Origin of the sequence: Aquabacterium parvum (genome assembly GCF_001447195.1) — a bacterium.
GTDB lineage: Bacteria > Pseudomonadota > Gammaproteobacteria > Burkholderiales > Burkholderiaceae_C > Aquabacterium > Aquabacterium parvum.
In genome coordinates this window covers 117,831-144,317 of sequence record NZ_LFRI01000386.1, presented here as the reverse complement: position 1 = coordinate 144,317, position 26,487 = coordinate 117,831, and the positions used below count along the sequence as shown (strand labels likewise).

The following is a 26,487-nucleotide window of genomic DNA, read 5'->3' as shown; positions in this document are numbered from 1 at the left end:
GAGATGCGCATGAGCGCTTCATTGGATGTTTCGTCGCTGCAGCACCTGGACGTTCACCGCCAGGGTCCCATGGCCACCGTCCGGCTCAACCGCCCGGATGTGCGCAACGCCTTCCACGCCGACACGGTGGCCGAGCTCACGCGGGTCTTCGCCTCGTTCCAGGACGATGCCGAGCTGCGCGCCGTGGTGCTGGGCTCGACGGGCGTGGCCTTTTGCTCGGGCGCCGACCTGAACTGGATGCGCCAGACCGCCGACTACAGCTGGGTGGACAACCACCGCGACGCCTCGCGCCTGGCCAACATGCTGTGGACGCTGACCTGCTGCCCCGTGCCCGTGATCGCCGAGGTGCAGGGCGACTGCTACGGCGGCGGCGTGGGCCTGGTGTCTTGCTGCGACGTGGTGGTGGCGGCCGAGTCCGCTCAGTTCTGCCTGTCGGAAGCCAAGCTGGGCCTGATCCCGGCCACCATCAGCCCCTACGTGATCCACGCGATTGGCGAGCGGGCCGCGCGGCGCTACTTCGTGACGGCAGAGCGCTTCTCGGCCGAGCGAGCGCAGGCCATGGGCATGGTGCACGAGGTGGTGGCGCCAGATGCCTTGAGCGCGACCACGCAAGGCATCGTCGACGCCATCTTGCGCAACGGCCCGAACGCCGTGCGCGAGTGCAAGACGCTGGTGCGCGAGATCGGCAGCCGCCCGATCACGCACGAGCTGCGCGACGTGACCGCCCGCCGCATCGCCGACGTGCGCGCCAGCGACGAGGGCAAGGCAGGGTTGAACGCCTTCCTCACGCGCGGCACGCCGCCGTGGGTGGTGGCGCCTGAGGCGAAGTGAACACCACTCCCGCGCCGACGCCCACCCCGCACGACCGAGCCCGAGGCACCATGTTCACCAAAATCCTCATCGCCAACCGAGGCGAAATCGCATGCCGAGTGGCCGCGACCGCACGCCGCCTGGGCATCCGCACCGTTGCCGTCCACTCCGAGGCCGACGCCCACGCGCGCCATGTGTTGGCCTGCGATGAAGCCGTCTGCATCGGCCCGGCCAGCCCACGCGAGAGCTACCTGCGCGCCGACCGCATCCTCGAAGTGGCCCAAGCCACCGGCGCACAGGCCGTGCACCCCGGCTACGGCTTCCTCTCGGAGAACGAAGGCTTCGCCCAAGCTTGCGCCAACGCCAGCATCGCCTTCATCGGCCCGCCGCCTTCGGCCATCGCGGCCATGGGCAGCAAGTCGGCCGCCAAGGCCCTGATGGAAAAGGCCGGCGTGCCCCTGGTGCCCGGCTACCACGGTGACAGGCAAGACAGCGACTTCCTGCTCGCACAGGCCCAATCCATCGGCTTTCCGGTGCTGATCAAGGCCAGCGCGGGCGGTGGTGGCAAGGGCATGCGCATCGTGCGGCAGGCCGATGAGTTCGCGGCTGCGCTGGCTTCGTGCCAACGTGAAGCCCAAGCCAGCTTCGGCGACCAGCACGTGCTGATCGAGCGCTACGTCACGCAGCCCAGGCACATCGAGATCCAGGTCTTCGCCGACGCACACGGCAACGTGGTGCACCTGGGTGAGCGCGACTGCTCGGTGCAGCGCCGCCACCAGAAGGTGCTGGAAGAGGCACCGGCCCCCGGCATGACGCCCGAGCTGCGCGCACAAATGGGCGCCGCCGCCGTGGCCGCCGCCCAGAGCGTGGGCTATGTGGGCGCGGGCACGGTCGAGTTCATCTGTGAACAAGCGGGTGGCGCCGGCGTGGGTGGTGCAGGCGTCTCGGCCTTCTATTTCATGGAGATGAACACGCGCCTGCAGGTCGAGCACCCGGTGACCGAGGCCATCACCGGCCTGGACCTGGTCGAGTGGCAACTGCGGGTGGCGTCTGGCGAGCCCCTGCCGCTCAAGCAGGATCAGATCAAGTTCACCGGCCACGCGATCGAGGCGCGCATCTGCGCCGAACAACCCGAAGCCGGCTTCCTGCCCGCGATCGGCACCCTGCGCACGCTGCGCACACCCGATGCCGCGCGTTTCGGCATCGCACCGGTGCGCATCGACAGCGGCGTGGCCGAGGGTGACGCCATCTCGCCGCATTACGACTCGATGATCGCCAAGCTGATCGTGCACGGCGCCGATCGCCAGCAGGCGCTGGCCCGAATGAGCCAGGCGCTGGCCGAGCTGCAGATCACCGGGCTGCACCACAACGTGGCCTTCCTGCGCAAGCTCGTGCGCACCGACTCGTTCAGCCTGGCTCGGCTGGACACCGCGTTGATCGAGCGCGAGCACGGGGTGCTGTTCGGCGCAGCGCCTCACCATGCCGATGCCACGCGACTGGATGCCCTCACTGCAGCCAGCCTGCGTTGGTGGCAGGACCACGTTGCCGCATCGCAAACATCGCACCCTGAGCCGTGGTCGCGCGCAGATGGGTGGGCCTTGCACGGCACGCAGGCCCGCTTGCTCCGCTGGGAGCTCGGCGATGAAACCGCCACGGTGTCGATCACGCAGCAGCGAGGCGGCCAGCTGTCACTGCGCTGGCACGAAGCGCCCGCTGCGCTGAAGCATGCACGCGAGCTGGGGCATCTGCGCCCCGACCCGCAGCGCCCGCACCTCATCACACTGGAGCGCAACGGCGGTCGGCACGCAGCCCGCCCTGCGTCCAACAGCGCAGACACGTTCAACCCGGCCGATGCCCCACGCTGGCAAGCCAACGTCGATCGCCACGGCAACACCTTCGACACCTTCACCGCGCATGGCCACGCCACGCTGCGCTGGCTCGACCCGCTGCAGCAACAAGATGACAACGCCGCCCACGCGGGCCAGGTCACCGCGCCCATGCCCGGCAAGGTGGTGGCCCTGCTCGTCAACATCGGCGACGAGGTCAAAGCGGGCCAGCCACTGGTCGTCACCGAGGCCATGAAAATGGAACACACCCTCACGGCCCCGCGCGACGGCCGCGTGGCCGAGCTGCTGTGCCGCGTCGGCGACCAGGTGCCCGAAGGCGCCGAGCTGCTGCGCATCGAATCCGACTGAAAACCGCCATGAGCACCTTGCCCACCCACGTCACCCTCGTCGATGTCGGCCCGCGCGACGGCCTGCAAAACGAAGCCCAACCCGTGCCCGCGGCCACCAAGATCGAGCTCGTTCACCGCCTGCAATCGGCCGGCCTGCGCGAGATCGAGGTCACCAGCTTCGTGAGCCCCAAGTGGGTGCCGCAGATGGGCGACAACGCCGAGGTCATGGCCGGCATCACGCGCCAGGCCGGCGTGCGCTACAGCGTGCTCACGCCCAACATGAAAGGCTTCGAAGGCGCACTGGCCGCCAAGGCAGATGAAGTCGTCATCTTCGCGGCCGCCAGCGAGGCCTTCAGCCAGCGCAACATCAACTGCACGATCGCCGAATCCATCGAGCGCTTTCGCCCCGTGGCCGAGGCCGCACGTGCCAACGGCATGAAGGTGCGTGCGGCGGTGTCGTGCGCTTTGGGCTGCCCCTACCAGGGCGAAGTCAGCATCGAGGCGGTGGACGACGTCGTGCAACGCCTGCAAGACATTGGCAGCCACCACATCGGCATCGCCGACACCATCGGCGTGGGCACGGCCGGCCAGGTTCAGCGCGTGATGGAAGCCGCCTTGAAGCGCGTGCCCCTGGCCGAGCTCAGCGGCCACTTCCACGACACCTACGGCCAGGCGCTGGCCAACATCTTGGCCTGCCTGCAACTGGGCGTGCACACCTTCGATGCCAGCGTGGCCGGCCTGGGCGGCTGCCCCTACGCCAAGGGCGCCACCGGCAACGTGGCCACCGAAGACGTGGTCTACCTGCTGCACGGGCTGGGCATTCAGACCGGCATCGATCTGGACAAGCTGGTGGACGCGGGTGCGTTCATCTCGCAGGCGCTGGGCCGGCCCACGGCCTCGCGCGTGGCCCGCGCCACCTTGGCCAAGCGCGCACGCGCCGCCTGACCCCACCCATCGCAGACCGATCACCGTTCGAAGAAACCGAGGAGACCCACCATGACCCTGCCCGGCCTGAACCACCACCTGGGTGAAGACATCGATGCCTTGCGCGAAGCCGTTCGCGCCTTCGTCGACAAAGAGCTCGCGCCCCGCGCCGCCGACATCGACCGCGACAACCTCTTCCCCGCCGACATGTGGAAGAAGCTGGGCGACCTCGGCCTGCACGGCCTGACGGTGTCCGAAGAATACGGCGGCACCAACCTGGGCTACCTGGCCCACATGGTGGCCATGGAAGAGGTCAGCCGCGGCAGCGCCTCGGTGGGCCTGAGCTATGGCGCGCACTCCAACCTGTGCGTCAACCAGATCCACCGCAACGGCAGCGAAGCGCAAAAGCGCCAATACCTGCCCCAGCTCATCAGCGGCGACTTCGTCGGGGCGCTGGCCATGAGCGAGCCCAACGCCGGCTCCGACGTGGTGAGCATGAAGCTGCGCGCCGACAAGAAGGGTGACCGCTACGTGCTCAACGGCAGCAAGATGTGGATCACCAATGGCGGTGACGCCGACGTGCTCGTGGTCTACGCCAAGACCGAGCCCGATGCCGGCGCCAAAGGCATGACCGCCTTCCTCATCGAAAAGGGCATGAAGGGCTTCAGCAAAGGCCAACACCTCGACAAGCTGGGCATGCGCGGCTCCAACACCTACCCGCTGTTCTTCGAGGACTGCGAGGTGCCTGTTGACAACGTGCTGGGCGGCGAAGGCAACGGCGCCAAGGTGCTCATGAGCGGCCTGGACTACGAGCGCGCCGTGCTCTCGGGCGGCCCGCTGGGCATCATGCAATCCGTGATGGACCACGTGATCCCCTACGTCCACGAGCGCAAGCAGTTCGGCCAAGCCATCGGCGAGTTCCAACTGCTGCAGGGCAAGCTCGCCGACATGTACACCGTGCAGCAGGCCGGTCGTGCGCTGGCCTACACCGTGGCCAAGAACCTCGACGCCATGGGCAGCCAGCATGCCCGCCACGTGCGCAAGGACTGCGCCGCCCTCATCCTGTGGACGGCCGAAAAAGCCACCTGGATGGCCGGCGAAGGCATCCAGATTTTCGGGGGTAACGGCTACATCAACGACTACCCGCTCGGGCGCCTGTGGCGCGACGCCAAACTCTACGAAATCGGGGCCGGCACCAGCGAAATCCGACGCATGTTGATCGGCCGAGAGCTGTTCAATGCCACTTCATGACGCCTTGGCTGCCTTCCTGTCGCGCAGGGTGCCCTCCGGGTGCCCCGCAACCCCCTAGGATCCGACCCAGATCAAATCTGGCACCCACAACGGGTCCGCGACACGGAGACAGACATGAGCCAACAAGCCCTGCACAACGCCAAGGAACTGGTTGCCCGCGAGAAACTCGACTTCGGCCTCGACGGTGACCTGCCCCGCTGGTGGTACGAAAACAGCCCCTACAAGTCGCGCCTGATCGACGCCCTGCAAGCGGCCTTCCCCGATGGCGAGCGCTATTTCATCTCGTGCGTGCGCGCCTTCCGCGAGCAAACCTCCGACCCCAAGCTGCTGGCCGAGATCAAGACCTTCATCCGCCAGGAAGGCCAGCACGGCATCGTGCACTCCAAGTACAACCAGCGCCTGCGCGAGCAGGGCATGGACATCGACGCCATCGTCGACTTCATCAACGACAACAACGCGTTCCACACCAAGTATTTCTCCAAGGAATACAACCTGGCGCTGACCGCCGCCTTCGAGCACTTCACCGCCATGCTGGCCGAGATCTTCTTCGTCAAGAAGGAAACCATGGCCAACGCTGATCCCAAGCTGCGCGCCATGATGGCCTGGCACGCGGTCGAAGAGATGGAGCACAAGGCCGTGGCCTACGACGTGATGCAGCAGGTCGCCAAGGTGGGCTACTTCAAGCGTTGCGCGGCCATGGTGCACGTCATCCTGTTCCTGAGCCTGCTGACCATGCGCTTCACCAACCGCCTGCTCAAGAACGACGGCTTCTCGTTCGGTCAACGCATGTGGATGATGGCCAAGTCGCGCTGGTGGCTGTTCGGCTACAAGGGCGTGCTCTCCAGCCACCTGGGCACGCTGCTGGCCTACTTCAAGCCCGGGTTCCACCCCTGGCAGCAAGAAGCCATCCACAACTACGACGCCTGGGTCGAAGCCTACGACCGCACGGGCGACCCGATGGTGGCAGGCGCCGCGCTGTACCAGGCTGCGCACTGACGGCGAAGGGCGCTTTTCACGCCAGCTTGCGCCACAAAAGCATCGGCAGCCGCAGTCCGAAGCCGAACATCAGGCGGATGTGCATCCAGGTCAGCAGCTTGTTGTCGCGCAGGTAGTTGAAGTGCGAGACCCCGCCCTCTTCTGCCTTCAGGTAGCGCACGGGGGCGGGCACGTTCACCGGCTTCACGCCTGACCAGGCCAGGCGCACCACGGCCTCGGGGTCGAAGTCGAAGCGGCGCATCCAGCGCTGGGCATGCATGATGCGGCGCAACGGCTCGATCGGGTAGACGCGAAAGCCATACAGCGAGTCCCCGATGCCCACCCAGAGGGTCTCCAGATTGGCCCACCAGTTCGAGATCTTGCGGCCTTTGACGCGCAAGGCGGGCGCATGTTCGTCGAACACGGGCACGCCCAGCACCATGGCCTCGGGCTGCCGCGCCGAAGCGGCCATGAAGTACGGAATCAGGTCGGCCGGGTGCTGGCCGTCCGAGTCCATGCACAGCACATGCGTGAAACCGGCTTTCGCCGCTTCGTCCATGCCATGCAGCACCGCAGCCCCCTTGCCCTGGTTCTCGGGCAGCACCAGCACCTTCAGCTGGGCGTCCTCCTTGGCCATCTTGCGCAGCGCCTCGGGCGTGCCATCGGTGCTGCCATCGACCACCACCCACACAGGCGCCCAGCGAGCACGCGCGGCCGCGACGGTCTCGAACACCTTCGGCCCCGGGTTGTAGCTGGGGATGAGGACGAGGTGCGTGGCGGAGGGAGAAGGAGAGAAGCTCATGGATCAACGCTGCGAAGGAGCCGGCACGTCGCGCAGCTCCTGCATGAAAGTCTGTTGGAGGGCGGTCGCCGTCTCGGGCAGCGAGCCGGTGACCTGGAGCCTGGGGCCCAGGCGCGCGCGGTAGCGCATCGGGAAAGCGGGCGGTCGCCAGATCGGCCAGCCCTTGCCCAGGTACGCGGAGCTGGCTTCGAGCACCACCACCTGCAAGGGCGCGTGCGCGCGCCGCGCCACCAGCATCGCGCCGCTCTTGAGCTCGTTGAGGGGGTGCACCTCGGTGCGCGTGCCTTCGGGGAAGACCAGCAGCATCTGCCCCTGCGCCACGGCCTGGGCCGCCTGCCGGATCATCACATCGATGTGCCGGTTGGGGATGTAGCCGGCCAGGCGCGCCCCCACCGCCAGGAACAGGTTGCCCGCCAGGCTCGACTTCATCAGGCACAGCACCTGCCGCACCCGCGAAACCACGAGGAACACGTCGATCATGCTCGGGTGGTTGGCCACGATCACCAGCCCACGCTGGCCTTGGAGCGCATCCAGTTCGCGCAGGTCGAGTTCTATCAACCCGCACAGCTCGCAGCCGCTGAGGAAGAGGTGAAAGGTGCGACCCATCATGTCGCGCATGAAGGGCTCGCGCCAGCGCCTGGGCAGCAGCCACAGCGGCAGGCTGGCGACATTGCCCAGCAGCAGCATGGCCCCGAGCCACAGCAGCATCAGGTAGAAGCACAGGATCTGCCCGAGCCGCTTCATGGCCAGCTCAGAACATGCCACCGTTGACAGCGATCACCTGACCGCTGATGTAGCTGGCGCCTTCGGAAGCCAGGAAGGCCACCAGGCTGGCGACCTCTTCGGGGCGCCCCGCCCGCTTGACGGGCACCACCTGGGCGATGTGCTGGGCGTCGAACACGCCTTCGCTCATCTCCGACTCGATGATGCCTGGCGCCACGGCGTTGACCGTGATCCCCCTGCTGGCAAGCTCGATCGACAAGGTCTTGGTGGCAGCGTGCAAAGCGCCCTTGGCCGCTGCGTAATTGGCCTGGCCCCGGTTGCCCATGATCGCGGCGACCGACGAGATGGTGATGATGCGGCCCCAGCGCGTGCGCACCATCGGCATGGTCAGCGGCTGGGTGACGTTGAAGAAGCCATGCAGCGACACGTCGATGACGCGGTGCCACTGCTCGGCCGACATGCCCGGGAAGGCCGCGTCATCGTGGATGCCGGCGTTGTTGACCACCACCTGGATGGCGCCGCCTTCCAGCAGGCGCTCCAGCGCCGCCGAAGTGGCCTGCGCATCGGTCACGTCGAACTGGACGGCCTCGGCACTGAACCCATCGGCCAGCAGCGCTGCGCACAGCGCCTCGGCACGGGCGATGCCGCTGTTGGCGTGGACGATGACATGGCAGCCGTCGGCCGCCAACTGGCGACAGATGGCCGCACCGATGGCCCCGCTGCCCCCGGTGATGAGCGCGCGTCGTTTCGACATGGTCGTTCAGGATAGGAGGGAAAGGGTCAATGATCGGTGTTGAGGATGACGGTGGCGCGACCGCCCATCAACTCCCGCTCGCCGTCCCGCAGGCTGAACGCATACAGGACGTTGTTGTCGGTGCCGGAGAGGCGCTCGGCATGCACCTCGAGCGGCCCTGGCAGGTCATCGAGCCGGCTCACGCACCAGCTCGCCTCGCGCACGCTGGTGAGGTAGCCGCTGCGCCCGGGCTCTCCGCCACAGAGGATGGCGCCATGCACGGCCATCGCCTGGGCCGCGTACTCGATGCCCACGGCGATGCCCAGGCGCCCGGCGTGGCGCAAGGGGTGGCTCGCATCCCGGTGACTGAGCGCGCGACAGACGATGCGCTGCTCGTCGGCATGCAGCACGCCATCGAGCAGGCACATGTCGCCCCGGTGCGGGATGTGTGCGGCGATCCAGTCGCGGTCGTGCGTCGTCATGCCTGCACCGCCACGGCCAGGTGGGCACCGTCGAATTGCTCGAGCACCACCCGGGCTGCCTCGGCCAACCCGACTGCGCAGGCTGATGCCGTCGATGCTCCGGTGCGCCCCGCCGCCAACAGCCTCAGCAAAGGCAGCGCGCGCGCAGCTGGCACCGACTGGCGCAAGCCCTCGAGCGCCGGGTCGCTGAGCGTGTCGGGGGCCTGTGCCGTGAGGGACAGCGCCAGGCTCGCGAGGGTGCGGGCCGTGCGTTCAGGCGTCAGCACAAGCCCGACGCCCATGGCGTGGGGAATGGGCCGGTGCGCCCTCAGCGGCTCGGGGTAGAAGGTGTCAAAGGCCACAAGCAAGGTCTCCTGCCGATGGCACACCACCTGCGTGGCCGCCTCCAGCAGGCCAGCCGTGAAGGTCGCGTCGTGGGCGCACAGGCTGGTGGATGGCGCCATGCAGGCGGTGGCGATGCTCCAGTAGCCCGCAGGCATGTTGTGCACCGAGTTGTGGAAGCGCGTGGGCGAGACGGCGCGGTCGTCTGAGGCCAGCGTCTCCAGGATCTGATGGCAGTTGTCGCAGTCGCCCCCGGTCGAGGAAAAGACCGTGGCCAGCGACGCCGGATCGAGGTCCGCCTGCCGCACGGCATCGAAGCCCACCGCCATCGACAGCTTCAAGGCCAGGCCGACGCGGCGGCGCTCGGCCGGCGGCAAAGCCTCGGGCGCAGGCAGTTGCAGCGGTGCGGCGCTCCAGTCCTGCTCACCGCGCAAGACGGCGGATGCGTGCTCCCAGCCAGACAGGCCCGGGCCGAACACGCCCACGCCTTGCACGTGCACCACCAAGGAATGCGAGGGACGCAAGAGGCTCATGGCATCACCTTCGACAAGACCAGGCTGCAGTTGCTGCCGCCGAACCCGAACGCGTTGCTCATCACGTGGCGCATGGGCCGAGGCAGGTTCTCGGTGAGGTAGCGGCAACGCAGCGCCGGGTCCACCACCTGCGTGCCCACGCCGGCTGGCGCGAAATCATGCCGCAAGGCCAGCTCACCCACCAACGCGTTGAGCACGCCCGCCGCGCCCAGGGTGTGGCCGGTGTGGCCCTTGATGGAACTGCACGGTGTCTCCAGGCCAAAGAGCGCCTCCACGGCCAGGCTCTCGGCCGCGTCGTTGCTTGGCGTGGAGGTGCCATGCAGCACCACGTGGCCGATGTCCTGCGGCGTCAGGCCCGCCTGGGTGAGCGCCTGCCCCATGGCCAGGCGAGCACCCAGGCCTTGCGGATGCGGCGCCGACATGTGGTGCGCGTCGCTCGACTCGCCCACCCCAGACACCAGGATGTCGCCCGGCTCAGGATGGCTGCCTTGCCCGCCATCCAGCCGCTCGACCAGCGCGAACCCCGCCGCCTCGCCGATGTTGATGCCGCAGCGCTCGACATCGAAAGGCCGGCAAGGTTGGCCTGAGAGCAATTGCAGCGAGTTGAACCCATAGAGGGTGGTCAGGCACAACGAATCGACGCCACCCACCACCGCTGCGTCGATCAGGCCGGCGGCGATCATCCGCTGCGCCACACCAAACACCTTGGCACTCGACGAACACGCGGTCGACACCACGCTGGCCGGGCCTTGCAGGCCAAAGCCGGTCCGCACGAAGTCAGCCAGCGAGAAGCTGTTGTGAGTGTGGCGGTAATCGAAGTTCGCGGGCAGCGCACCCGTTGCAGGGTCACGGCGCCGATAAGCCTGCTCGGTGGTGAGGATGCCCGAGGTGCTCGTGCCCATGAAGACACCCACGCGCGCCGGACCATGCCGTTCGACGGCGCCGCGCACCTGCTGCATGAAGCCGTCCTGCTGCATGGCGAGCCAGGCCAGGCGGTTGTTGCGGCAATCGAAACGCGCCAGCGGCTCGGGCAGTTTTTGTTCATCGACGCCATCGACCTCGCCCAGGCAGGTCGGCAGGTCCGAAACGGTTTCCCAGCTCATCGGGCGGACGCCGCTGCGGCGTTCACGCAATGCCTGCAAGTGGGCAAACGAGCCCGCGCCCAAGGCGCTGGTCAACGTCGATGCTCGGATGAGCAGGGGGGCAAGTCGCGGAGGGGTCACGGCTCGGGCTCCTGGGTTCACGGCACGCGTGCCACCAGGAGCACGTTGGCAAAGGGGGTGCCCTCGTTCATGGGCAGCGCTCGAACCACGAAACCTCGGCTTTCGAGCGCTTGAACCCACTGCGGCAGCGGGCGGCACCACATCTTCGGGAGGCGGTGCCCCTGAACGAAAGAGGCGAATCGATCCACGACCTGGCTGATGCGAAAGCGCATGCCGCCTTGCGCATCTCCCACCCGCGTGATGAAGAGCCCTCCTCGCGCAAGCCCGTGGCGGATGCGATCCAGCAGTCGATCCTGGTCGGCGTGGGGCACGTAATGTAACACGTCGAACATCGTCACCACGTTCACGTCGGCGGGGATCTCGGCGGTGCGCATGTCACCGGCCACCAGGCTCACGCGGTCGCCATGCAGGGGGCGCAAAGCCCGGTTGCCGGCCTCCACTTCGTCGGCGACCAGCTCGACACCATGGAAACGCATGCCACGCGGCGGCGCGCCTGCGCCTCGCCATGAACCCTGGGCAGCCACCTGCTCGGCGCTCAGCAGCCAGGAGGCCATGAAGCCCCGGCCGCAGCCCAGGTCCAGCACCACGGACTGATCGGGGATGAGGGCATGGGTCAACATCCCGGCGAAAACGGGGTCGAAGCCCATCTTGCCGCGCGCCCACTGGTGATGGGCAATGCCAACAGGGCGGTAGGGGGCACAGGCGGCCTGGAGGATCCTTTTTTTCAGCGCTGCTTGCATGCTTGAGACAAGGTGACGGGGGTGAGTCCTTGCGCACGGATGGCGGTGATCAGGCGCGGCAGCACCTCGACGATGACAGGCAGGCCATCGCGCGTGCGAGCCGCGTGCCCATCGTGCAGCAAGAGGATGTCACCCGCTTGAAGGTTCGTGGTGAGGCGGCGCAGCACCACGTCCGGGTCCTGCGCGCGGGTGTCGAAGCCCCGGCGCGTCCAGCTCGCGAGCTTCAGCCCCAGGCGATGCAGCACGGGGTCCAGCCAGGGGTTGCGCAAGCCGGCCACGGCCCGGTAGAAACGGGGGCGACGCCCGGTGATGGCTTCGAGCGTGAGCGCACCGCCCCCCACTTCCTGACGCCAGCCGCCCGGCCCCATCAGCGACGCGAGCACAGGGTGCCGCTGGCCATGGTTCTCGACATCGTGGCCTTCGGCGCACGCCTGCCGGCACAAATCGGGGTGCGCGCGGGCGCGCTCTCCAATGCAGAAGAACGTGGCCGGCACACCTTGCGCCGCGAGCACGCGCAAGACCTGGGGCGTGACCTCGGGGTCGGGGCCATCGTCGATGGTGATGGCCACTTCACCCCGCGACACCGCCGCCTCGGGCAGCCGCGACAGGTTGGGCCCCAGCACCTGGCTGCGCGGCCACAGGCTCAGGCCCATGACCAGCAGGTGGTTGGCCGCCAGGCAAGCCAGCACCACCGGCCAGGTGGTCGGATCCAGCCACACCACGGGCAAGGCCAGCGCATGGCAAGCCAGGCTGGCCACGATCAACGCGGACGGGCGCCAGGGCTTCTTCACGTCTGAGCTCCTGGCTCCGTCATGGGGGCGGGCACCGGCGCGGGCGCCATCCAGGCCGCGAACAGCAGCGACAGGAAAGTGCCCACCGCGACGGTGCCCCCGATGGCCGACAGCACCGGGATGGTCGACAGGCCCAGCATGCCGTAGGTGCCCACCGTGGACAGGTTGGCCAGCACCAGCGAGCCCTGCGTGCGCAACCGCTCGGCCTGCGGCCGCCCCGCCATGGCCGCGTCGAAGAACAGGGCGTAGTTCGAGCCCACGGCCACCACCAACAGCAGCCCCACCACGTGCAAGATGGTCAGCTCATGGCCGAGGGCCACCAGGCCCGCCATCACGCACAGCACCGCCGCCGCCAGCGGCGCCAGCACCCGCCAGGTCCGCCGCGCCAACCTCAGGCTGGCGGCCAGCAGCAACGTCACGGCCAGCGCGCCAGCACCCGACAGCGTCAGCGCCTCGCGCAGGTAGCTGTCGAACACCGAGGTCGTCTCGCTCAGGATGTCGATCACGGTCACGTCCGCCAGTCCTGCGGCACGCAGGCGCTTGTGCAGGGACTCGGTGTCGATTTCGTCGGGATGCGGCCCGGAGCCGGGCGCCTTCAAGGGCATCAGGACCAGGTGGTCGTGGGCGCGGGGGATCAGCAGAGAATCGACCAGCATCGCTGCGGATGTGCCCTCCAGGCTGGCCCGGGTCAGCAGCGGTGCGCCCCTTGCCCGCTCGACATCCGCCACGAAGCCATCGAGGCGATCGGGCTTGACCACGCCCCCTTCGAGCGCCGACTGAAGGCGCGAACGCAGCACGCCGGCCTCTGGCAAGGCGGCCTGGCGTGAACGCTGTGTCGCCTCGCTGGGCAGCACCATCGCGGGTGACTTGAACCCACCCAGTTCGCCGTCGCGCACCGCCTGCCGCAGCACGAGGGCCACCTGCTCGGCGCGGCGCAGGGCCGACTCGGCATCGGGCGCCGTCATGCTGGCGATGTAGCGCATGTCGGGCGCGCCCAGGTCGTTGCGCAGCGAGACATCGAGCTCCTGATCGGCCTTGGAGACGGGGTTGAGCGCCGAGAGCTGGCGGCTCCAGATGCCATCGTGGTGCCAGCTAAGCCAGGCCAGCGCCAGCACGGAGAGCAAGGCAGGCACGAACCACAGGCGCCGACCTGCTGAAATCAGGCGATCCAGCCCGGCGTTGACCCGGCTGAGGTCACGCACCGCGAGCCGGGCCGGCAACAACAGCGGCAACACGAAGCGCGTCACCAGCGCTGCCACGATCAGCCCCGCCACGGAGTACACGCCCAATTGCGCCAGCCCCGGAAAGCCCGAGGCCATCAACACCGCGAAGCCGGCCAGGGAGGTCAGCACGCCCAGGCGAACGGTGCGCCAGAAATGCACCGAAGGCTCGCCAGAGGCCCGCTGCATGAACAGGAAGATCGCGTAGTCAACCGCCTCGCCGACCAGTGTTGTGCCGAAGGCCAGGGTCAGCCCATGCACATGGCCGAACCACAGGCCCACCGCCGCCACACCCGCAAGCGCTGCCGAAACGACAGGCACCAGCCCCAGCAACAGCAGCGAGAGCGAGCGGTACACCAGCAGCAGCATGCCGGCCACCAGCACCGTGCTGGCCGTGGCCAGCACCTTCACTTCGTGCTCGATGACCGCCCGCGACGACACCGAGAACACCCCCGTGCCGCTCATCACCAGGCGCGTGTCATGGCGCTGATCTCGCAAACTGGCGAAGACCCCACGGATGCGCTCGATCGCAACGGCCTGCGCGTCGGTGTCGGAGCCCGGCGCGCGCGTCTGCAGCAGCAAGATGGCACGGCTGCCGTCCTTCGAGGCCCACACTCCGTCGACCTGCGCAGGCTGGCTGTCGCCCGTGAACATGTCGAGCATCGCCAGCGTTTCGCCCGTGGGGTCGCGCAGGAACAGCTTCTTGAGCATCAGCCCCGCGCTGCCCGACAGGCCCTGCACGGCCTGGTCGATGGCGCCACGCAGGCCCTCCGCCGTGAAGCGCTCGGCCCGCACTTCGGGACTCAAGAGGTAGCGCTGCTCGAAGAAATGCGCCTGGTCGCGTTCACCGGTTTCCGCATCGCCGTTCTGCACGGTGAGGAAGGCGCTGTCCTGTCTCAACTGGCGCGCCAGCCCGGTCGACAGGCGCGCGCGTTCCGACTCATCGCCCCCCTCGATGCCGACCATGATCAAGCGCGCGATGATGCCGTCCTTGAACTGGTCGACCAGCAGTTGCTGGCGCGCGGTCGGCATCTTCGGCATGAAGGCCGACAGGTCTGCGATCACCGGCGTGCGCCAGACAACGAAGAGGCATGCGCACAGCGAAACCAGCCAGGCCGCCAGCGCCAGGACGCGGCGCCCGTTCACGGCGAAGGCAGGCGCGTGATGCGCATCTCTGAGCGGTCGCCGTCCGCCTGGTCGAACGCGACGAGGGTGACCACGGACTGGCTGCCTTCCATGCGGATGCGGGTGACCACCTTGCTCATGTTGTCGAAGCGGGGCGTGAGCGTCAGCTTCCAGGCCTCGGGGCGGCCTTGCAGTTCCAGAACGTAATAGCGCTCCAGGGCCTCCCGGTCACCGGCCAGCGTGCCACGGATGCTCTCGATGAAGGCCATGGCATCGGGCCGGCCGCCCAGCTCCAGCGCCATCTGGCGCCGACCGGGCTGCTCCACGATCAGGCGCGTGCCCGTCAGGCGCACGAGCTCGGGCTGTGGCTTGAGGGTGCGCTTTTCCAGGCGGTCCGGCGCGGTGAAGCTCAGCTCGCCGGAGGACTCGACAGGCTGATCGATGAAGCCGATGTACTTCTTCTCGACGAAGGTGGCCTTGGCCGAGCGGGTTTGCGACAGGGCCTGCATGAGCTCGGGCAGCCCCCAGGCCAGGGCCTGCCCCGGCAAGGCGATGCACAGGCCGCACACCACACCGGCCAGCCAGCCCCAACGCCTCAGGCGCTCACGCGGATGCCTTGCTTCGGGTTTGCCAGAAGTCATAGAAATTGAACCAGTTGTAGGGTGCGCGTCGGCAGTGGCGCTCCAGTGCATCAACGTATTTTTGCATCAAGTCCTCGACGCAGGCCTGCCGATCCCGCGTCGCCGCGCCGCCATCGGTGAGCCGCTCGAATCGCAGCTCGTAGCGCCCATGCCCCAGGTAGAGCCCACTCATGAAGTAGACCGGATGCCGCATCGCCACCGCGAGCCGGAAAGGCCCCTGGGGGAAATCGGCGGGCGCGCCCAGGAAGGGCATGGCCACCTGCCGCTCATCCCTGATCGCGCGGTCGGCCAGGATGCCCACCATGTCACCATGCTCGATGCGCTCGTGGATCTGGAAAATCGAGTCGATCTCTCCCAGGGCGATGATGTCGGCCACCGCCGATGGGTTGATCGCCGCAAGGATGGCGTTGATCTGGCGCGCGTTGTCGGGGTACATGGCCACGCAGACGCGACCCGTGGCCTGCTTGCGCGCCAGCGTGCGCAAGACCTCGAAGCTGCCCAGGTGCGCGCCGAACAGGAAGGCACCTTCTTCCGCCCCCTGCCCCGGCACCTCGCCCTCGAAGCGCACGTCGAACAGGTCGAACCGGTCGTTGAGCAGGTAAAGCCTGTCGTGAACCGTCGTGGCGAAGGTCAGCATGTGCCGGTAGAGGTCGAGCCAGCTCGGGCGGCGGCCCAGACAACGCGCGAGGTAAGCGCGCGAAGCCCGGCGGGACGCGGGCACGGCCAGCAAAAAATACAGCGCGATCGCATGCACGATCACGCGGGTCAGCCGCCGGCCCAGCGTCAGCGACAACCACGACATCAGGCGCATCAGCCACATGCTGCCGCGCTCCTTGCGTTGCAGCCAGACCGGCGCGGCGCCCGCTGGGCTCACCTCGCTCACGTCGCTCATGACACCGCTCCCGATGCCTCGATGGCGAAACGCCCGTTGGCCACGGGCCGCCCGCCCGACTGAATTTGGAAGCGAACCCCTGCATCCACCCACTCGAAGGCAAGTTCAAGCGGTTCACCCGGGCTCACCGGGCTGAGGAACTTCCCCACCGCCACGCCGGTGATGCGGACCTGCGCCGCCGCCTCGATGGCGCACTGCGCAAGGTCGAGCAAGACCACCCCGGGCACGATCGGCCGACCCGGGAAGTGGCCGGCGAAGGCAGGGTGGTCCACGGCGATGACAAGGGGCAGCCTGTTCATGTCATCCCTTGCGTTGCAGGTGCTCCGCCTGGAGGGCCCGCAGGGCGGCCGCCGGCAGCTTGGCGTTGGCGTCGCGCGGCAGGGCGTCGAGCATCACGATGGGCCTCGGCAGGAACACCGGATCGATGTGCGGCCGAAGTCCCGCGAGCACGTCGGCAGACGTCAGGCCGGGCGCCACGACGAAGGCCGCCAGCCGCGTGACATCGTGGTGGGCCACATCGGGCGGCACGCAGAACACGCCGTCGTGCACGCCAGGCAGGCTTTGCAGCACCTGGTTGAGGAAGCCCAGCGAACTGCGCTTGCCCACCACGTTGATCAGGTTGCTGCTGCGGTCGATGAGCCTGAAGCAGGCTTCACCCTGGGGCTCGACCAGGTCGTGCAAGGCTTGAGGCTGGGCCAGCGACGGCCCGCTCGCGATGAAACCGCCTTCCTCAGAGGCCAGACTGAAGCCGGGCAACAGCGTCCAGGTGGCGGACTCGCTCGTGCGGCGGGTGGCCAGCATGCCGAGTTCGGTCGCCCCGTAGATCTCCAGCAGGGGCGCGCGCAACCGCGCCTCGGCGGCCTTCGCCAGATCCGGCGAGAGCGGCGCCGTGGCGGACAACACGCCCGCGCAGGCGGGAAACTCAATGTCCGCCTCCAGCATCTTGCGCAGGTGATACGGCGTGGTCACCAGCAGCGCGGGCGAAGGCTGGGCCGCGAGGTCGCTGGCCACGTCAGCCGGAAAAAAGGGGGTCCCACCCGTGAGCGAGCCGCCCGCCCACAGGGGCAGCAACACGGTCGCCTCGAAGCCGAACATGTGCCGAAAGCTCGAAGTGCCAACCACGGGACATGACCCGCCGGTCACCGCCAGGATGGCCGATGCCGCCGCCTGGTGCCCCGCGAACAGCAGGCCGAAGCGCTTGTCGCAAGCCTGCGGCGCCCCGGTTGAGCCCGAGGTGTGGAATCGCGCGACCACCCGCTCAGCCGACACCGTGGGCATCTCATGCAGGGAAGCAACAGCCGCATCGGGCGCCACATCGCGCCCCGCCTCGCCCACCAACGCCAGCTCGCTGGACACGACCTGGGCCACATCCAGCCAGGGGCAACCGCCCATCAAGGCCTCGGGCTGGTCTCCCAGGGCGATGACACCCGGGTTGTGCTCGACCAACTGGGCCAGGTGCAAAGGCGCGTTGGAGCTCGGCAGGAGGTTGACCACGCCCCGGTGCGCACAAGCCAGGAACGCCACGGCGAACCAATACCGATCAAGGCAGAGGTTGATGGCGGCGGGCGCGTCGGCCGAGGCGGGCGGCAGGGCTGGTGAAAGCACCCGTGACAGCGCCTGAGACAGGGCCAGGACATCGCGCAGCAATTCGGCCTGGCTCACGGCGCGGCCATCGCGCCAGGCGACGACGTGCGACGCGCCCCGGTCCGGCAGCAGCGGCAGGTTCACCTCGGTGCACATCGTTCAGGACCCCTGGCGGAAACGCTGATACGCCTGGATCGTGCCGGCCACGCTCATGTGCGGGCGGCCGGGCAGCACGCGGATGCGCACCAGGTACTCGGCAACGAACATCGCGCCCGTCAGCACCGGCGTCAGCAGGTTGGCCAGGAAAGACCACCAGGTGATGGGCCCCCAGAAAAACAGCAGCAACGAGGACAACAACATGAGCAAGAAAAAGACCGTCCAGGCCAGCGTGACCCGCCACGTGTAGCGCAGGTAGGCCGCATCGAGCGGCTCAGGCGTGATGAAGGCCGCGATGCGCGAGCAGAAGGCGTCGGCATGTCGGCCCATGAGCGTCATGCCGAACATCAGCCCGAGCGCGCCCATGGCCCCCACGTGCTGCGCCAAGTACACCCAGGCCACGTGCGAGCGGACCATCTCCCAGCCGATGAAGGCCCCCACGAACAAGGCCGCGCAGCCGGCCAGGGCCAGCCATCGCCAACGCACGTGCCAGGCCTGCAGCAACATCAACGCGGCCATGGGCAACAAGCCGATCAGCACCGCCCAGCCAGGCGGCTGGGGGGCGGCGGCAACGAGGAAGCACAGGTACAGGTAGGCCGTCGCCACGGCACCGCCCGCCACCCAAGCCACCCCCTTGCCGGTGATGATCATGGCTGGCGATGCTGCGAGATGTGCACGGCCAGGTTGCGCAAGGAAGCAAAGATGCGGACGTTGTCCTTGTCACCCGCCTTGATCTGCAAGCCGTATTTCTTGGAGATCACGAGCGCGATCTCCAGGATGTCGATGGAGTCCAGACCCAGGCCTTCCCCATACAAGGGGGCCAGGGGGTCGATGTCCTGGGCCGACACCTCCAGGTTGAGCGAGGAAACGATCAGGCTGGCGACCTCGGCTTCCAAAGCGAGGTCAAAGGCGGCTTGCTCTGCTGTCATGGTGTGATGAATCGGGTGGAACCGCAGCGCAGGGGCGCCGGAGACGGTTCGCGCTCGCCTCCCTGGGCGAACCGGTGTCAAACGCACGATTGTATCGGCGAGAAGGCTTGCGCAGCCCCTTCAATGGGGGCATCGGCCTTCGAAACCGCCCCCCTCACCCAGGGCATGTGCTACGATTTTCAGTTCGATTTTTTGCAGACCCGGCAGGGCTGGCCATGCTGAGCACCCTCATCCGCGACTACCTGATCCAAAACGCCAAAGCTGATCCCGCGCTTTTCGAACAGGCCGATCTCAAGGTGGCCGACCTCTCTCTGGACTCGCTGGGTCTGGTTGAAATGCTGTTCGAGATCGAGGACCGCTGCGGTTTCCAGATCGAAGACCCCATGCGTTTTCGCGAGATGGGATTTTCCGACATGGTCGCCGCCATCGAGGCCGAGATCCGCGAACACCATGGCGGGCAGATGCCTGACCTCAGCAGCATGGGCCTGACCGCTGGCCAGGCATGAACAAGGTGTTCGTCACCGGCCTGGGGATGATCACCCCTCTGGGCCTTGACCGCGACACCACCTTCGCGGCCGCTTTGGCCGCCCGAAGCGCCGTCCGCCCCGCTGCCGCCGAGATCTGCGCGGGCCTGCCGAACCTGCTGACGGCCAGCATCGACACCGACCCGCTCAGCCTGCTGGATCGCCAGTTCGCCGGGCTGGACCGCGCCACCCTGCTCGCCCTCGTGGCCGCCCAGGAAGCCATGGCCCAGGCTGGCCTGGGCCATGGCACGCAGGTGCCCGACCCACTGCGCTTTGGCGTGCACGCGGGCGTTGGCTTCGCAGGGGCCCACACGCTCGACGCCATGTACTCGCGCTACTTCCAGGCCTTGGCCAACGCCGAGAAAACCGGGCGCAGCGCCACCGTCATGCACCCGCTCTCGGTGCCGCGCATGATGGCCAACGCCCCCGCTGCGGCGCTGTCGATGCGGCACGGGCTGCGCGGCGCCACCAACACCTACGCCGTGGCCTGCGCTTCTTCGGCCATCGCGCTGGGTGAGGCCGCCCGCGCGATCGCCCACGGCCACCTTGATGCCGTCCTCGTGGTTGGCACCGAGTCGATGCTCACGGCGGGTTGCATGGTGGCCTGGAACGCCCTGCGCGTGATGGCGCGCCCCGACCCTGCAGACCCGGCCGCGAGCTGCAAGCCCTTCTCGGTTGAACGCAATGGCTTCGTGTTGGGCGAAGGTGCCGCCGCCCTCGTGCTCGAAAGCGAAGCTCACGCACGCCGTCGCCAGGCCCCGCCCGCGCTGGCCGAACTGGCCGGCTACGGCACCAGCAGCGACGCCCACCACCTCACGGCCCCGGCGGTGGGCGGGCAGGTCGCAGCCATGCGCCAAGCCCTGGCGCACGCCGGCATGGCGCCCTCCGACATCCACCACATCAACGCGCACGGCACCGCCACCGATGCGGGCGACGTGACCGAAGCCGAGTCGATCCGCGCCGTCTTCGGCGATGCAGCCGACTCGCTGCCCGTCTGCTCCACCAAGGCCGTCCACGGCCACCTCATCGGCGCCGGTGGCGCGGTGGAATTCGGCATGGCGATCATGGCCATGCAGCAGGGCAGCATCCCGCCCACGGCCAACCTGCACCAGCCTGATCCGCGCTGCCAGCTCGATCACGTGGCCCTGACCGCCCGCACCGGGCAGCACCTCGACGCGGTGATGTCCAACTCCTTCGCCTTCGGCGGCAGCAATGCCTGCCTCATCGCGCGGCGGGCCGCCCCCTGATGTCGGCACGAGGCCTGGCCCGCTTCTGGCCACATTTCTGGTTCAAGGCGGTGAGCTCGACCGCCTTCATGAGCCTGTTCTTCACGGCCTACCTCCACATCCTGAAGAACCCGAGCGGCGCGGTCACCGAGATGCCGCTCACGCCGGTCGATGCATGGATCCCGCTGCAACCGTGGACGGTGTGGGTCTACGTCTCGCTGTGGGTGTACGTCTCGCTGCCCGTGGCGCTGATGACCTCGCGCGAAGACATTGTCCGCTACGGGCTGAGCATCGGGGCGCTGTGCCTGCTGGGCCTGGGCACCTTCCTGGTCTGGCCCACCGCCGTGCCGCCCACGCACGTGGACTGGTCACAGCATCCGGGCATGGGCATCCTCAAGGGCGTGGATGCGGCAGGCAATGCCTGCCCTTCGCTGCACGTCGCCACCGCCGTGTTCTCCGGCATCTGGCTGCACTGGATGACGCCCTGGACGGGCGGCGGCTGGCCCTGGCGTCTGGCCAGCGTGGCCTGGTGCATCGCCATCGCGTACTCGACGGTCAGCACGCGACAGCATGTCTTCATCGATGTTTGTGCTGGCGCCGGCCTGGGCCTGGCCATCGCCTGGCTGACGCGCCCCAGGCAGCTGTTGAGAGGCTGACCTCCGCCATGCCAGCACCCGCCGATTCCATGAACGACCTGACCTACCCCTTCGAGCTCCAGCGGTCGGACATCCTGGCGCTGATGCCCCACCGGGGTGAGATCCAGTTCGTGCACAGCGTGCGGGTTCTCGCGCACAACCACTACATCGGCTGCGTCAGGTGGCGCCGAGACCTGGCGATCCTGCAAGGCCACTTCCCCGGCATGCCGGTCGTGCCCGGTGCGCTGCTGGTCGAAGCCACCGCGCAGGTGGCGGGCGCGGGCATGTTCGCCGGAGACCCGTATGCCCGCAGCATGGGTGCCGACCACATCGGCATGCTCGCGGGCATCCGCAAGTGCTCGTTCAAGCTGCCCGTGCGGCCCGAACAGTGGGTCGACGTCGAGGTCAAGTCCAGGCAGATGTCGCCCACCGCCGCCCAGGTGAGCGCCGAATTGCGCGTCGACGGCAAGGAGATCGCGTCCATCGAGATACTGGTCGTCAACCTGCCGCGCGAGGACGTGCTCAAGCAATTGCAAGAACAGGAAGGAAACCCCCAACCATGATGCGATCCGCAGTTCCAGGCCGCGTTGCCGGCAGCCTTCCCCGCCGCATTTTCAGCCGCGCTTCATGCGTCTCTGTTTGCGCTGGCGCGGCCATGCTGGCCTGTGCCAGTGCCAGCGCCGCCCAGGCCGATGAAGCCAATGAGGCCGCCCCGACGGAGCTGCCACGCTGGGAATGGGGGCTGGGCGTCGGCGTCGTGCATGCGCCGGCCTACCTCGGCTCGTCGGTGCAACGCACCCACGTGGCGCCCCTGCCCTACTTCATCTACCGGGGCGAGCGCCTGCGCGCGAACCGTGAAGGCGTGGGCCTCGGCCTCATCGACACCGACAAGCTGCGCCTCGACCTATCGCTCAACGGCGTGCTGCCGGTGAAGTCTTCCGGCACCGCGCGCGAAGGCATGCGCGACCTGCCTCCCATCGTCGAATTCGGGCCCGCGCTCAAGTACCGCCTCATCCGCGAGAACGGCCGCTACTGGGGCCTGCATTGGCCGATCAGGCATGCGATGGGCGTCGACCGCCATGGCATGGAGCAGGCCGGCTGGATCAGCGACCCGACCCTGCGCATCATCGAGCCGATGCACATCGGTGGGGTCCGCGTCGACTTCGGGCTCGATGTGGGCGTGAAGTTCCAGAGCGCGACCTTCAACAATTACTACTACCAGGTTCGCAGCGACGAAGCGACCGCCACGCGCCCCGCTTACCGCACCGGCGCAGGTTACGCGGGAACCACGATCAGCACGGGCCTGCTGGCGCGCTTCGACCAGATCGTGGCGGGCGCTTTCGTGGGCACCGCGCAGTTGCAAGGGGCGCGGTTCATCGACAGCCCGTTGGTCGAACGCAAGCAGAACTTCTTCGGCGGGATCGCCCTGTTCTGGGTCTTCCAGAAGTCCCAGGAGATGGTCCCGCAGGATCTGATGCGCTGACGGCAGCCATGGACGCGACCTGAGACGCAGTCAGAACGCAGTCCATACGCAAGCCATGCGCAACCACCACGCAGAGAAGGAAAGGGCCACCGCATGTCCGCGCCACGCATGGTGATGCACATGCTGCTGGATCGGCTGACGCCGCGCGAACGGGCGCGGCAACCCGAGCCCGACCTGGTCATGGACGAACCGACGCAAGTGCTGGCGTTCGCCAGCTCCGGCGCGGACAACGGCCCGCTGATGCCGATCTACCTGTACCTGGCGATGCAGGCATCCTGCACCATCCGCCGGGGTGGCCGCGTGCTGGACTTGGCCTGCGGTCCGTGCAACCAGCTGTCGCTGCTGGCGCGCCTGCACCCCGAGACGGAATTCATCGGGCTGGACTTGTCCGAGACCATGCTCCACCAGGCCCGCCACACACTGGACCAGCAAGGCGTGCGCAATGTGCAGCTCATCCAGGGCGACATGCGCATGCTCGAAGGCTTCGATGACGCCAGTTTCGATGGCGTCTTCTCGACGCTGTCGCTGCATCACCTGCCAACCGTGGAAGACCTGCGCCAGGCCACCCGCTCGGCAAGCCGGGTGCTGCGGGCGGACGGCGGCGTCTTCCTCGCCGACTTCGGACGCCTGCGGCGCCAGGCCACGCTGGACTTCCTCGTGCACGACCGGGAGTCTGAGCAGAGCCCCTTGTTCACGCAGGACTACATGAACTCGCTGAAGGCGGCTTTCAGCCTGCGTGAGCTGGAGCAGGCCACCTCCAGCCTGGGCCGCAACGTGCTGACCCATGTCACGGCGCTCGCGCCATTCATGGTGATCCTGCGCAGGCGGATCAGCGATGAAACCTCGCGCGCCCGCACGATGAACGCCATCCGGCAGGCCTTCCATGCCATGTCTGATTCGCACCAGCGTGACCTGCTGGCCCTGGCCAACTGGTTCCAGGCGGCGGGGCTGCCCCTGCCGATGTCGCTGCGCCGCTGAATGGGCCCGTGGGCCTGCTCGCTCAACCGCGCGGCAAGCCGTCGACGAAAGCCAGCAACTGGCCGGGCGCCATCGCCACCCAGGGCTCACCATGCGTCAGCGGCTGCGTGGCGATGACGACCACACGGTCACCCGGCTGCGTCTGCTCGGCGAAATCGACCTCCACATCTTGGTCCTGCAGGCGCGCCACGCCAAAGGGGTGCTGGCGCACCAGGTGGTGCAGGTGCGTGCTGCAATGCGCCCACAGCGCGTCACCCTGGCTGAGCAGGAAGTTGAAGGTGCCGTGCTTCGCCACCTGGGGCACCAGCTCGCCCAGGGTGCGCGTGAGCTCGTCCACATCGGGCAGGCTGGCGTGGCTCTTGGCCAGCTCCTGCATCAGCCAGCAAAAGGCACGTTCGCTGTCGGTGTCGCCCACGGGCCTGAAGGCCGCGTGCAGCTTCGGGTTGAAGTCGACCAGGTTGCCGTTGTGCGCGAACACCCAGTAGCGCCCCCACAGCTCGCGCACGAAGGGGTGGCAGTTCTCCAGCCGCACCTCGCCCTGCGTGGCCTTGCGGATGTGCGCGATCACCTGCTTGCTCTTGATCGGGTAGCGCTTGACCAGGTCGGCCACAGGCGACTCGGCCGCAGGCAGGTGGTCGACAAAATGACGCAGGCCCCGGCCCTCGAAAAACGCGATGCCGAAGCCGTCGGCGTGTTCGGCCGAGCGCGTGGCAAAACCGGAGAACGAGAAAACGATGTCGGTGGGCTGGTTGCCGCTCATGCCCAACAGCTGGCACATGGAAAACTCCGCAAAGGCTGCGCCGAAAAGGTCCGAGCACGCAGCCCCCGAGTGTAGGCGCCGGGCGGGTTTCATCCCCCGGGAGGAGGCGTTCGCGATGGGGGTTCAGGCGGCTGGCCGGCCGGGTTGGCGGAGGTCATAATCGCTACCGCTAACAAACGGCACCCTTTTTAACCAACCATCTCTTTTTCTGGAACCCTGCCATGGCCTCCGTCAACAAAGTCACCCTCATCGGCAACCTGGGCCGCGACCCCGAAGTCCGCTACACGCCCAACGGCGCCGCCGTCTGCAACGTGTCCGTTGCCACCACGCGCAACTGGAAGGACAAGAACTCGGGCGACAAGGTCGAAGAAACCGAATGGCACCGCGTCGTCTTCTATGACCGCCTGGCCGAAATCGCTGGCGAGTACCTCAAGAAGGGCCGCTCGGTTTACGTTGAAGGCCGCCTGAAGACCCGCAAGTGGCAAGACAAGGACGGCAAGGACACCTACACCACCGAAATCGTGGCCGAGCAGATGCAACTGCTGGGTGGCCGCGAAGGTGGCGGCGGCGGTGGTGGCTACGGCGCCCCCGCTGGTGGCGACGAATTCGGTGAAGCTCCGGCAGCCCGCTCAGCCGCCCCGCGTGCTGCGGCACCGCGCCCCGCACCGGCTCCGCGGCCTGCTCCGGCCCCGGCACCGAAGTCCGCCACCGGCTTTGATGACATGGATGACGACATTCCGTTTTGATCTGAATGCTTCCTGAGGTGACTCAGGAGAAAGAAAAGCCCCAAGCGCATGTCGCCTTGGGGCTTTTTTTCTGCCGAACGCGGGGGCTGTGACGAAGCAATGCCTCACCGGGTCGACAGCTTCGCCACCAGGTACTCGATCAGCACGCGCACCCGCAGGGGTTTGTGGCGGTCGGCAGAATACAGCAGCGAGAACGGCCTCGATGGCCCGCTCCACTCTGGCAACAGCTCCACCAGGCGGCCTTCACGCAGATCGTCCTCGACAAGGAACCGGTAGGTCTGCAACACGCCTGCGCCTGCGCGGGCCAGCGTGACCGGACCCAGGACGTCGTCCGTGCAGCGCAGCCTGCCGGTGATCGCCAATTCGACGATCTGGCCATCCTGGCAAACCAACCAGGGCACAGGCTGACCGGTGTTGGGCTGCACGAAGGGAAGGCACTCGTGCAGCTTCAGGTCCTCGGCAGTTCGAGGCTTGCGCCGGCCGCGCAGGTAAGCGGGCGACGCCACGATCACCAACGCTGCGTCTTCGAGCTTGCGGGCCACCAGCCCCGAGTCGGGTGGTGTGCGGGCGCGCACAGCCAAGTCGAAGCCCTCTGCGGTGAAATCGACGTTGCGGTTGGTCAGCTGCAAATCCAGCTCGATGGCGGGGTACTTCCTGGCGAACGCTGGCAGCAAGGGCAACACGCGGTGGTGACCGTATGACGTGGGCAGGCTGACGCGAACCTGTCCCGACGGTGTTTGCTGCTGGCCCGAAGCTTCCCGCTCAGCCTCGATCAACTGACCCAAGGCCTGGCGGCACTGCTCGTGGTAACGCTGGCCCGCATCGGTGAGCCGCACGTGACGCGTGGTGCGCATCAACAGTTGCACACCCAGACGCGTCTCCAGCCTGGCCACCGAGCGGCTCACGGCCGCTGCGGTCAGGCCCGCGGCTTTGGCAGCGGCCGTGAAGCCACCGTGTTGCACCGTGAGGCAGAACAACTCGATGCTGCCGAGCTGCAGGTCGCTGAACTGGCGGGGCATTGGCTACTTCCATGTAAACAATGAATTGAACGACAGCCAGTTTATTGCGCTTCACATCCTCAATAAATTCCATCGAACCCCAACA

The 26,487-nt window shown here is 67.7% G+C and carries 29 protein-coding genes; 12 read left to right on the top strand and 17 right to left on the bottom strand.

Annotation, left to right across the window (positions count from 1 at the left end; all coding sequences use genetic code 11):
- The first annotated feature begins 9 nt into the window (after positions 1-9).
- The 5 genes from ABG80_RS14800 (at position 10) to ABG80_RS14780 (ending at position 6,157) form a co-directional block, all read left to right on the top strand.
- Complete coding sequence (locus tag ABG80_RS14800; protein WP_058088639.1) at positions 10-831, top strand: enoyl-CoA hydratase/isomerase family protein; 822 nt, start codon at positions 10-12, stop codon at positions 829-831.
- A gap of 50 nt (positions 832-881) precedes the next feature.
- Positions 882-3,005 carry an acetyl/propionyl/methylcrotonyl-CoA carboxylase subunit alpha gene (locus ABG80_RS14795; protein WP_058088638.1) on the top strand — a complete coding sequence of 708 codons (2,124 nt, stop codon included), beginning with the start codon at positions 882-884 and terminating at the stop codon, positions 3,003-3,005.
- A gap of 8 nt (positions 3,006-3,013) precedes the next feature.
- The gene (locus ABG80_RS14790) at positions 3,014-3,931 is read left to right on the top strand and encodes a hydroxymethylglutaryl-CoA lyase (RefSeq protein WP_058088395.1); all 918 of its coding nucleotides are present in this window, start codon (positions 3,014-3,016) and stop codon (positions 3,929-3,931) included.
- Positions 3,932-3,982: 51 nt separating this feature from the next.
- Entirely contained in the window at positions 3,983-5,161 is a 1,179-nt protein-coding gene (locus ABG80_RS14785) for an isovaleryl-CoA dehydrogenase (protein ID WP_058088394.1), read from the top strand.
- Positions 5,162-5,275: 114 nt separating this feature from the next.
- On the top strand, positions 5,276-6,157 hold the full coding sequence (locus tag ABG80_RS14780; RefSeq protein ID WP_058088393.1) for a metal-dependent hydrolase: 882 nt from the start codon (positions 5,276-5,278) through the stop codon (positions 6,155-6,157).
- 16 nt (positions 6,158-6,173) lie between these two features.
- Here ABG80_RS14780 and ABG80_RS14775 read toward each other — a convergent pair whose 3' ends face one another.
- The 15 genes from ABG80_RS14775 to ABG80_RS14705 form a co-directional block, all read right to left on the bottom strand.
- Positions 6,174-6,938, bottom strand: a complete 765-nt coding sequence (locus tag ABG80_RS14775) for a glycosyltransferase family 2 protein (RefSeq protein ID WP_058088392.1) — start codon at positions 6,936-6,938, stop codon at positions 6,174-6,176.
- A 3-nt stretch (positions 6,939-6,941) separates the two neighbouring features.
- On the bottom strand, positions 6,942-7,682 hold the full coding sequence (locus ABG80_RS14770) for a lysophospholipid acyltransferase family protein (protein ID WP_058088391.1): 741 nt from the start codon (positions 7,680-7,682) through the stop codon (positions 6,942-6,944).
- A 7-nt stretch (positions 7,683-7,689) separates the two neighbouring features.
- Positions 7,690-8,415: a 3-oxoacyl-ACP reductase FabG gene (fabG, locus tag ABG80_RS14765; protein WP_058088390.1), complete on the bottom strand. Its 726-nt coding sequence runs from the start codon at positions 8,413-8,415 to the stop codon at positions 7,690-7,692.
- Positions 8,416-8,441: 26 nt separating this feature from the next.
- Complete coding sequence (locus tag ABG80_RS14760) at positions 8,442-8,876, bottom strand: hypothetical protein (protein WP_058088389.1); 435 nt, start codon at positions 8,874-8,876, stop codon at positions 8,442-8,444.
- Complete coding sequence (locus ABG80_RS14755) at positions 8,873-9,730, bottom strand: beta-ketoacyl synthase chain length factor (protein ID WP_058088388.1); 858 nt, start codon at positions 9,728-9,730, stop codon at positions 8,873-8,875. The genes ABG80_RS14760 and ABG80_RS14755 overlap by 4 nt, the downstream gene beginning before the upstream one ends.
- Complete coding sequence (locus ABG80_RS14750; protein WP_152987641.1) at positions 9,727-10,953, bottom strand: beta-ketoacyl-[acyl-carrier-protein] synthase family protein; 1,227 nt, start codon at positions 10,951-10,953, stop codon at positions 9,727-9,729. The genes ABG80_RS14755 and ABG80_RS14750 overlap by 4 nt, the downstream gene beginning before the upstream one ends.
- A 17-nt stretch (positions 10,954-10,970) precedes the next feature.
- Positions 10,971-11,573, bottom strand: a complete 603-nt coding sequence (locus ABG80_RS14745; protein WP_160322557.1) for a class I SAM-dependent methyltransferase — start codon at positions 11,571-11,573, stop codon at positions 10,971-10,973.
- 104 nt (positions 11,574-11,677) lie between these two features.
- Positions 11,678-12,484, bottom strand: a complete 807-nt coding sequence (locus ABG80_RS14740; protein WP_058088386.1) for a polysaccharide deacetylase family protein — start codon at positions 12,482-12,484, stop codon at positions 11,678-11,680.
- Positions 12,481-14,850 carry an MMPL family transporter gene (locus ABG80_RS14735; RefSeq protein ID WP_058088385.1) on the bottom strand — a complete coding sequence of 790 codons (2,370 nt, stop codon included), beginning with the start codon at positions 14,848-14,850 and terminating at the stop codon, positions 12,481-12,483. Before ABG80_RS14735 ends, ABG80_RS14740 begins: the two co-directional genes overlap by 4 nt.
- Complete coding sequence (locus tag ABG80_RS14730; protein ID WP_058088384.1) at positions 14,847-15,470, bottom strand: outer membrane lipoprotein carrier protein LolA; 624 nt, start codon at positions 15,468-15,470, stop codon at positions 14,847-14,849. Before ABG80_RS14730 ends, ABG80_RS14735 begins: the two co-directional genes overlap by 4 nt.
- Positions 15,433-16,362, bottom strand: a complete 930-nt coding sequence (locus tag ABG80_RS14725) for an LpxL/LpxP family acyltransferase (protein WP_058088383.1) — start codon at positions 16,360-16,362, stop codon at positions 15,433-15,435. The genes ABG80_RS14730 and ABG80_RS14725 overlap by 38 nt, the downstream gene beginning before the upstream one ends.
- Positions 16,359-16,661 carry a hypothetical protein gene (locus ABG80_RS14720; RefSeq protein ID WP_058088382.1) on the bottom strand — a complete coding sequence of 101 codons (303 nt, stop codon included), beginning with the start codon at positions 16,659-16,661 and terminating at the stop codon, positions 16,359-16,361. Before ABG80_RS14720 ends, ABG80_RS14725 begins: the two co-directional genes overlap by 4 nt.
- A gap of 1 nt (position 16,662) precedes the next feature.
- The gene (locus ABG80_RS14715; RefSeq protein WP_058088381.1) at positions 16,663-18,102 is read right to left on the bottom strand and encodes an AMP-binding protein; all 1,440 of its coding nucleotides are present in this window, start codon (positions 18,100-18,102) and stop codon (positions 16,663-16,665) included.
- Positions 18,103-18,105: 3 nt separating this feature from the next.
- Positions 18,106-18,753, bottom strand: a complete 648-nt coding sequence (locus tag ABG80_RS14710; RefSeq protein WP_058088380.1) for a COG4648 family protein — start codon at positions 18,751-18,753, stop codon at positions 18,106-18,108.
- Complete coding sequence (locus tag ABG80_RS14705) at positions 18,750-19,031, bottom strand: phosphopantetheine-binding protein (RefSeq protein WP_058088379.1); 282 nt, start codon at positions 19,029-19,031, stop codon at positions 18,750-18,752. Before ABG80_RS14705 ends, ABG80_RS14710 begins: the two co-directional genes overlap by 4 nt.
- 215 nt (positions 19,032-19,246) lie before the next feature.
- On the opposite strand from ABG80_RS14705, the gene ABG80_RS14700 reads away from it, so the two are divergent.
- From ABG80_RS14700 to ABG80_RS14675, 6 genes are all read left to right on the top strand, one after another.
- Positions 19,247-19,537: an acyl carrier protein gene (locus ABG80_RS14700; RefSeq protein WP_058088378.1), complete on the top strand. Its 291-nt coding sequence runs from the start codon at positions 19,247-19,249 to the stop codon at positions 19,535-19,537.
- On the top strand, positions 19,534-20,802 hold the full coding sequence (locus tag ABG80_RS14695) for a beta-ketoacyl-[acyl-carrier-protein] synthase family protein (protein WP_058088377.1): 1,269 nt from the start codon (positions 19,534-19,536) through the stop codon (positions 20,800-20,802). Before ABG80_RS14700 ends, ABG80_RS14695 begins: the two co-directional genes overlap by 4 nt.
- Entirely contained in the window at positions 20,802-21,437 is a 636-nt protein-coding gene (locus ABG80_RS14690; protein WP_058088376.1) for a phosphatase PAP2 family protein, read from the top strand. The genes ABG80_RS14695 and ABG80_RS14690 overlap by 1 nt, the downstream gene beginning before the upstream one ends.
- Positions 21,438-21,466: 29 nt before the next feature.
- On the top strand, positions 21,467-21,979 hold the full coding sequence (locus ABG80_RS14685; RefSeq protein ID WP_160322556.1) for a 3-hydroxyacyl-ACP dehydratase FabZ family protein: 513 nt from the start codon (positions 21,467-21,469) through the stop codon (positions 21,977-21,979).
- A gap of 92 nt (positions 21,980-22,071) precedes the next feature.
- Entirely contained in the window at positions 22,072-22,899 is an 828-nt protein-coding gene (locus ABG80_RS14680; protein WP_058088374.1) for a MipA/OmpV family protein, read from the top strand.
- Positions 22,900-22,992: 93 nt separating this feature from the next.
- Positions 22,993-23,877, top strand: a complete 885-nt coding sequence (locus ABG80_RS14675; RefSeq protein ID WP_058088373.1) for a class I SAM-dependent methyltransferase — start codon at positions 22,993-22,995, stop codon at positions 23,875-23,877.
- Between the two features lie 22 nt (positions 23,878-23,899).
- Here ABG80_RS14675 and ABG80_RS14670 read toward each other — a convergent pair whose 3' ends face one another.
- The gene (locus tag ABG80_RS14670) at positions 23,900-24,655 is read right to left on the bottom strand and encodes a class II glutamine amidotransferase (protein ID WP_058088372.1); all 756 of its coding nucleotides are present in this window, start codon (positions 24,653-24,655) and stop codon (positions 23,900-23,902) included.
- Positions 24,656-24,858: 203 nt separating this feature from the next.
- Here ABG80_RS14670 and ssb point away from each other — a divergent pair, with 203 nt between their 5' ends.
- Positions 24,859-25,383, top strand: a complete 525-nt coding sequence (gene ssb / locus ABG80_RS14665) for a single-stranded DNA-binding protein (RefSeq protein ID WP_058088371.1) — start codon at positions 24,859-24,861, stop codon at positions 25,381-25,383.
- A gap of 104 nt (positions 25,384-25,487) precedes the next feature.
- Here the strand turns inward: ssb and ABG80_RS14660 are convergent, their stop codons facing one another.
- The gene (locus ABG80_RS14660) at positions 25,488-26,402 is read right to left on the bottom strand and encodes a LysR family transcriptional regulator (RefSeq protein ID WP_058088370.1); all 915 of its coding nucleotides are present in this window, start codon (positions 26,400-26,402) and stop codon (positions 25,488-25,490) included.
- Between the last annotated feature and the right edge of the window lie 85 nt (positions 26,403-26,487).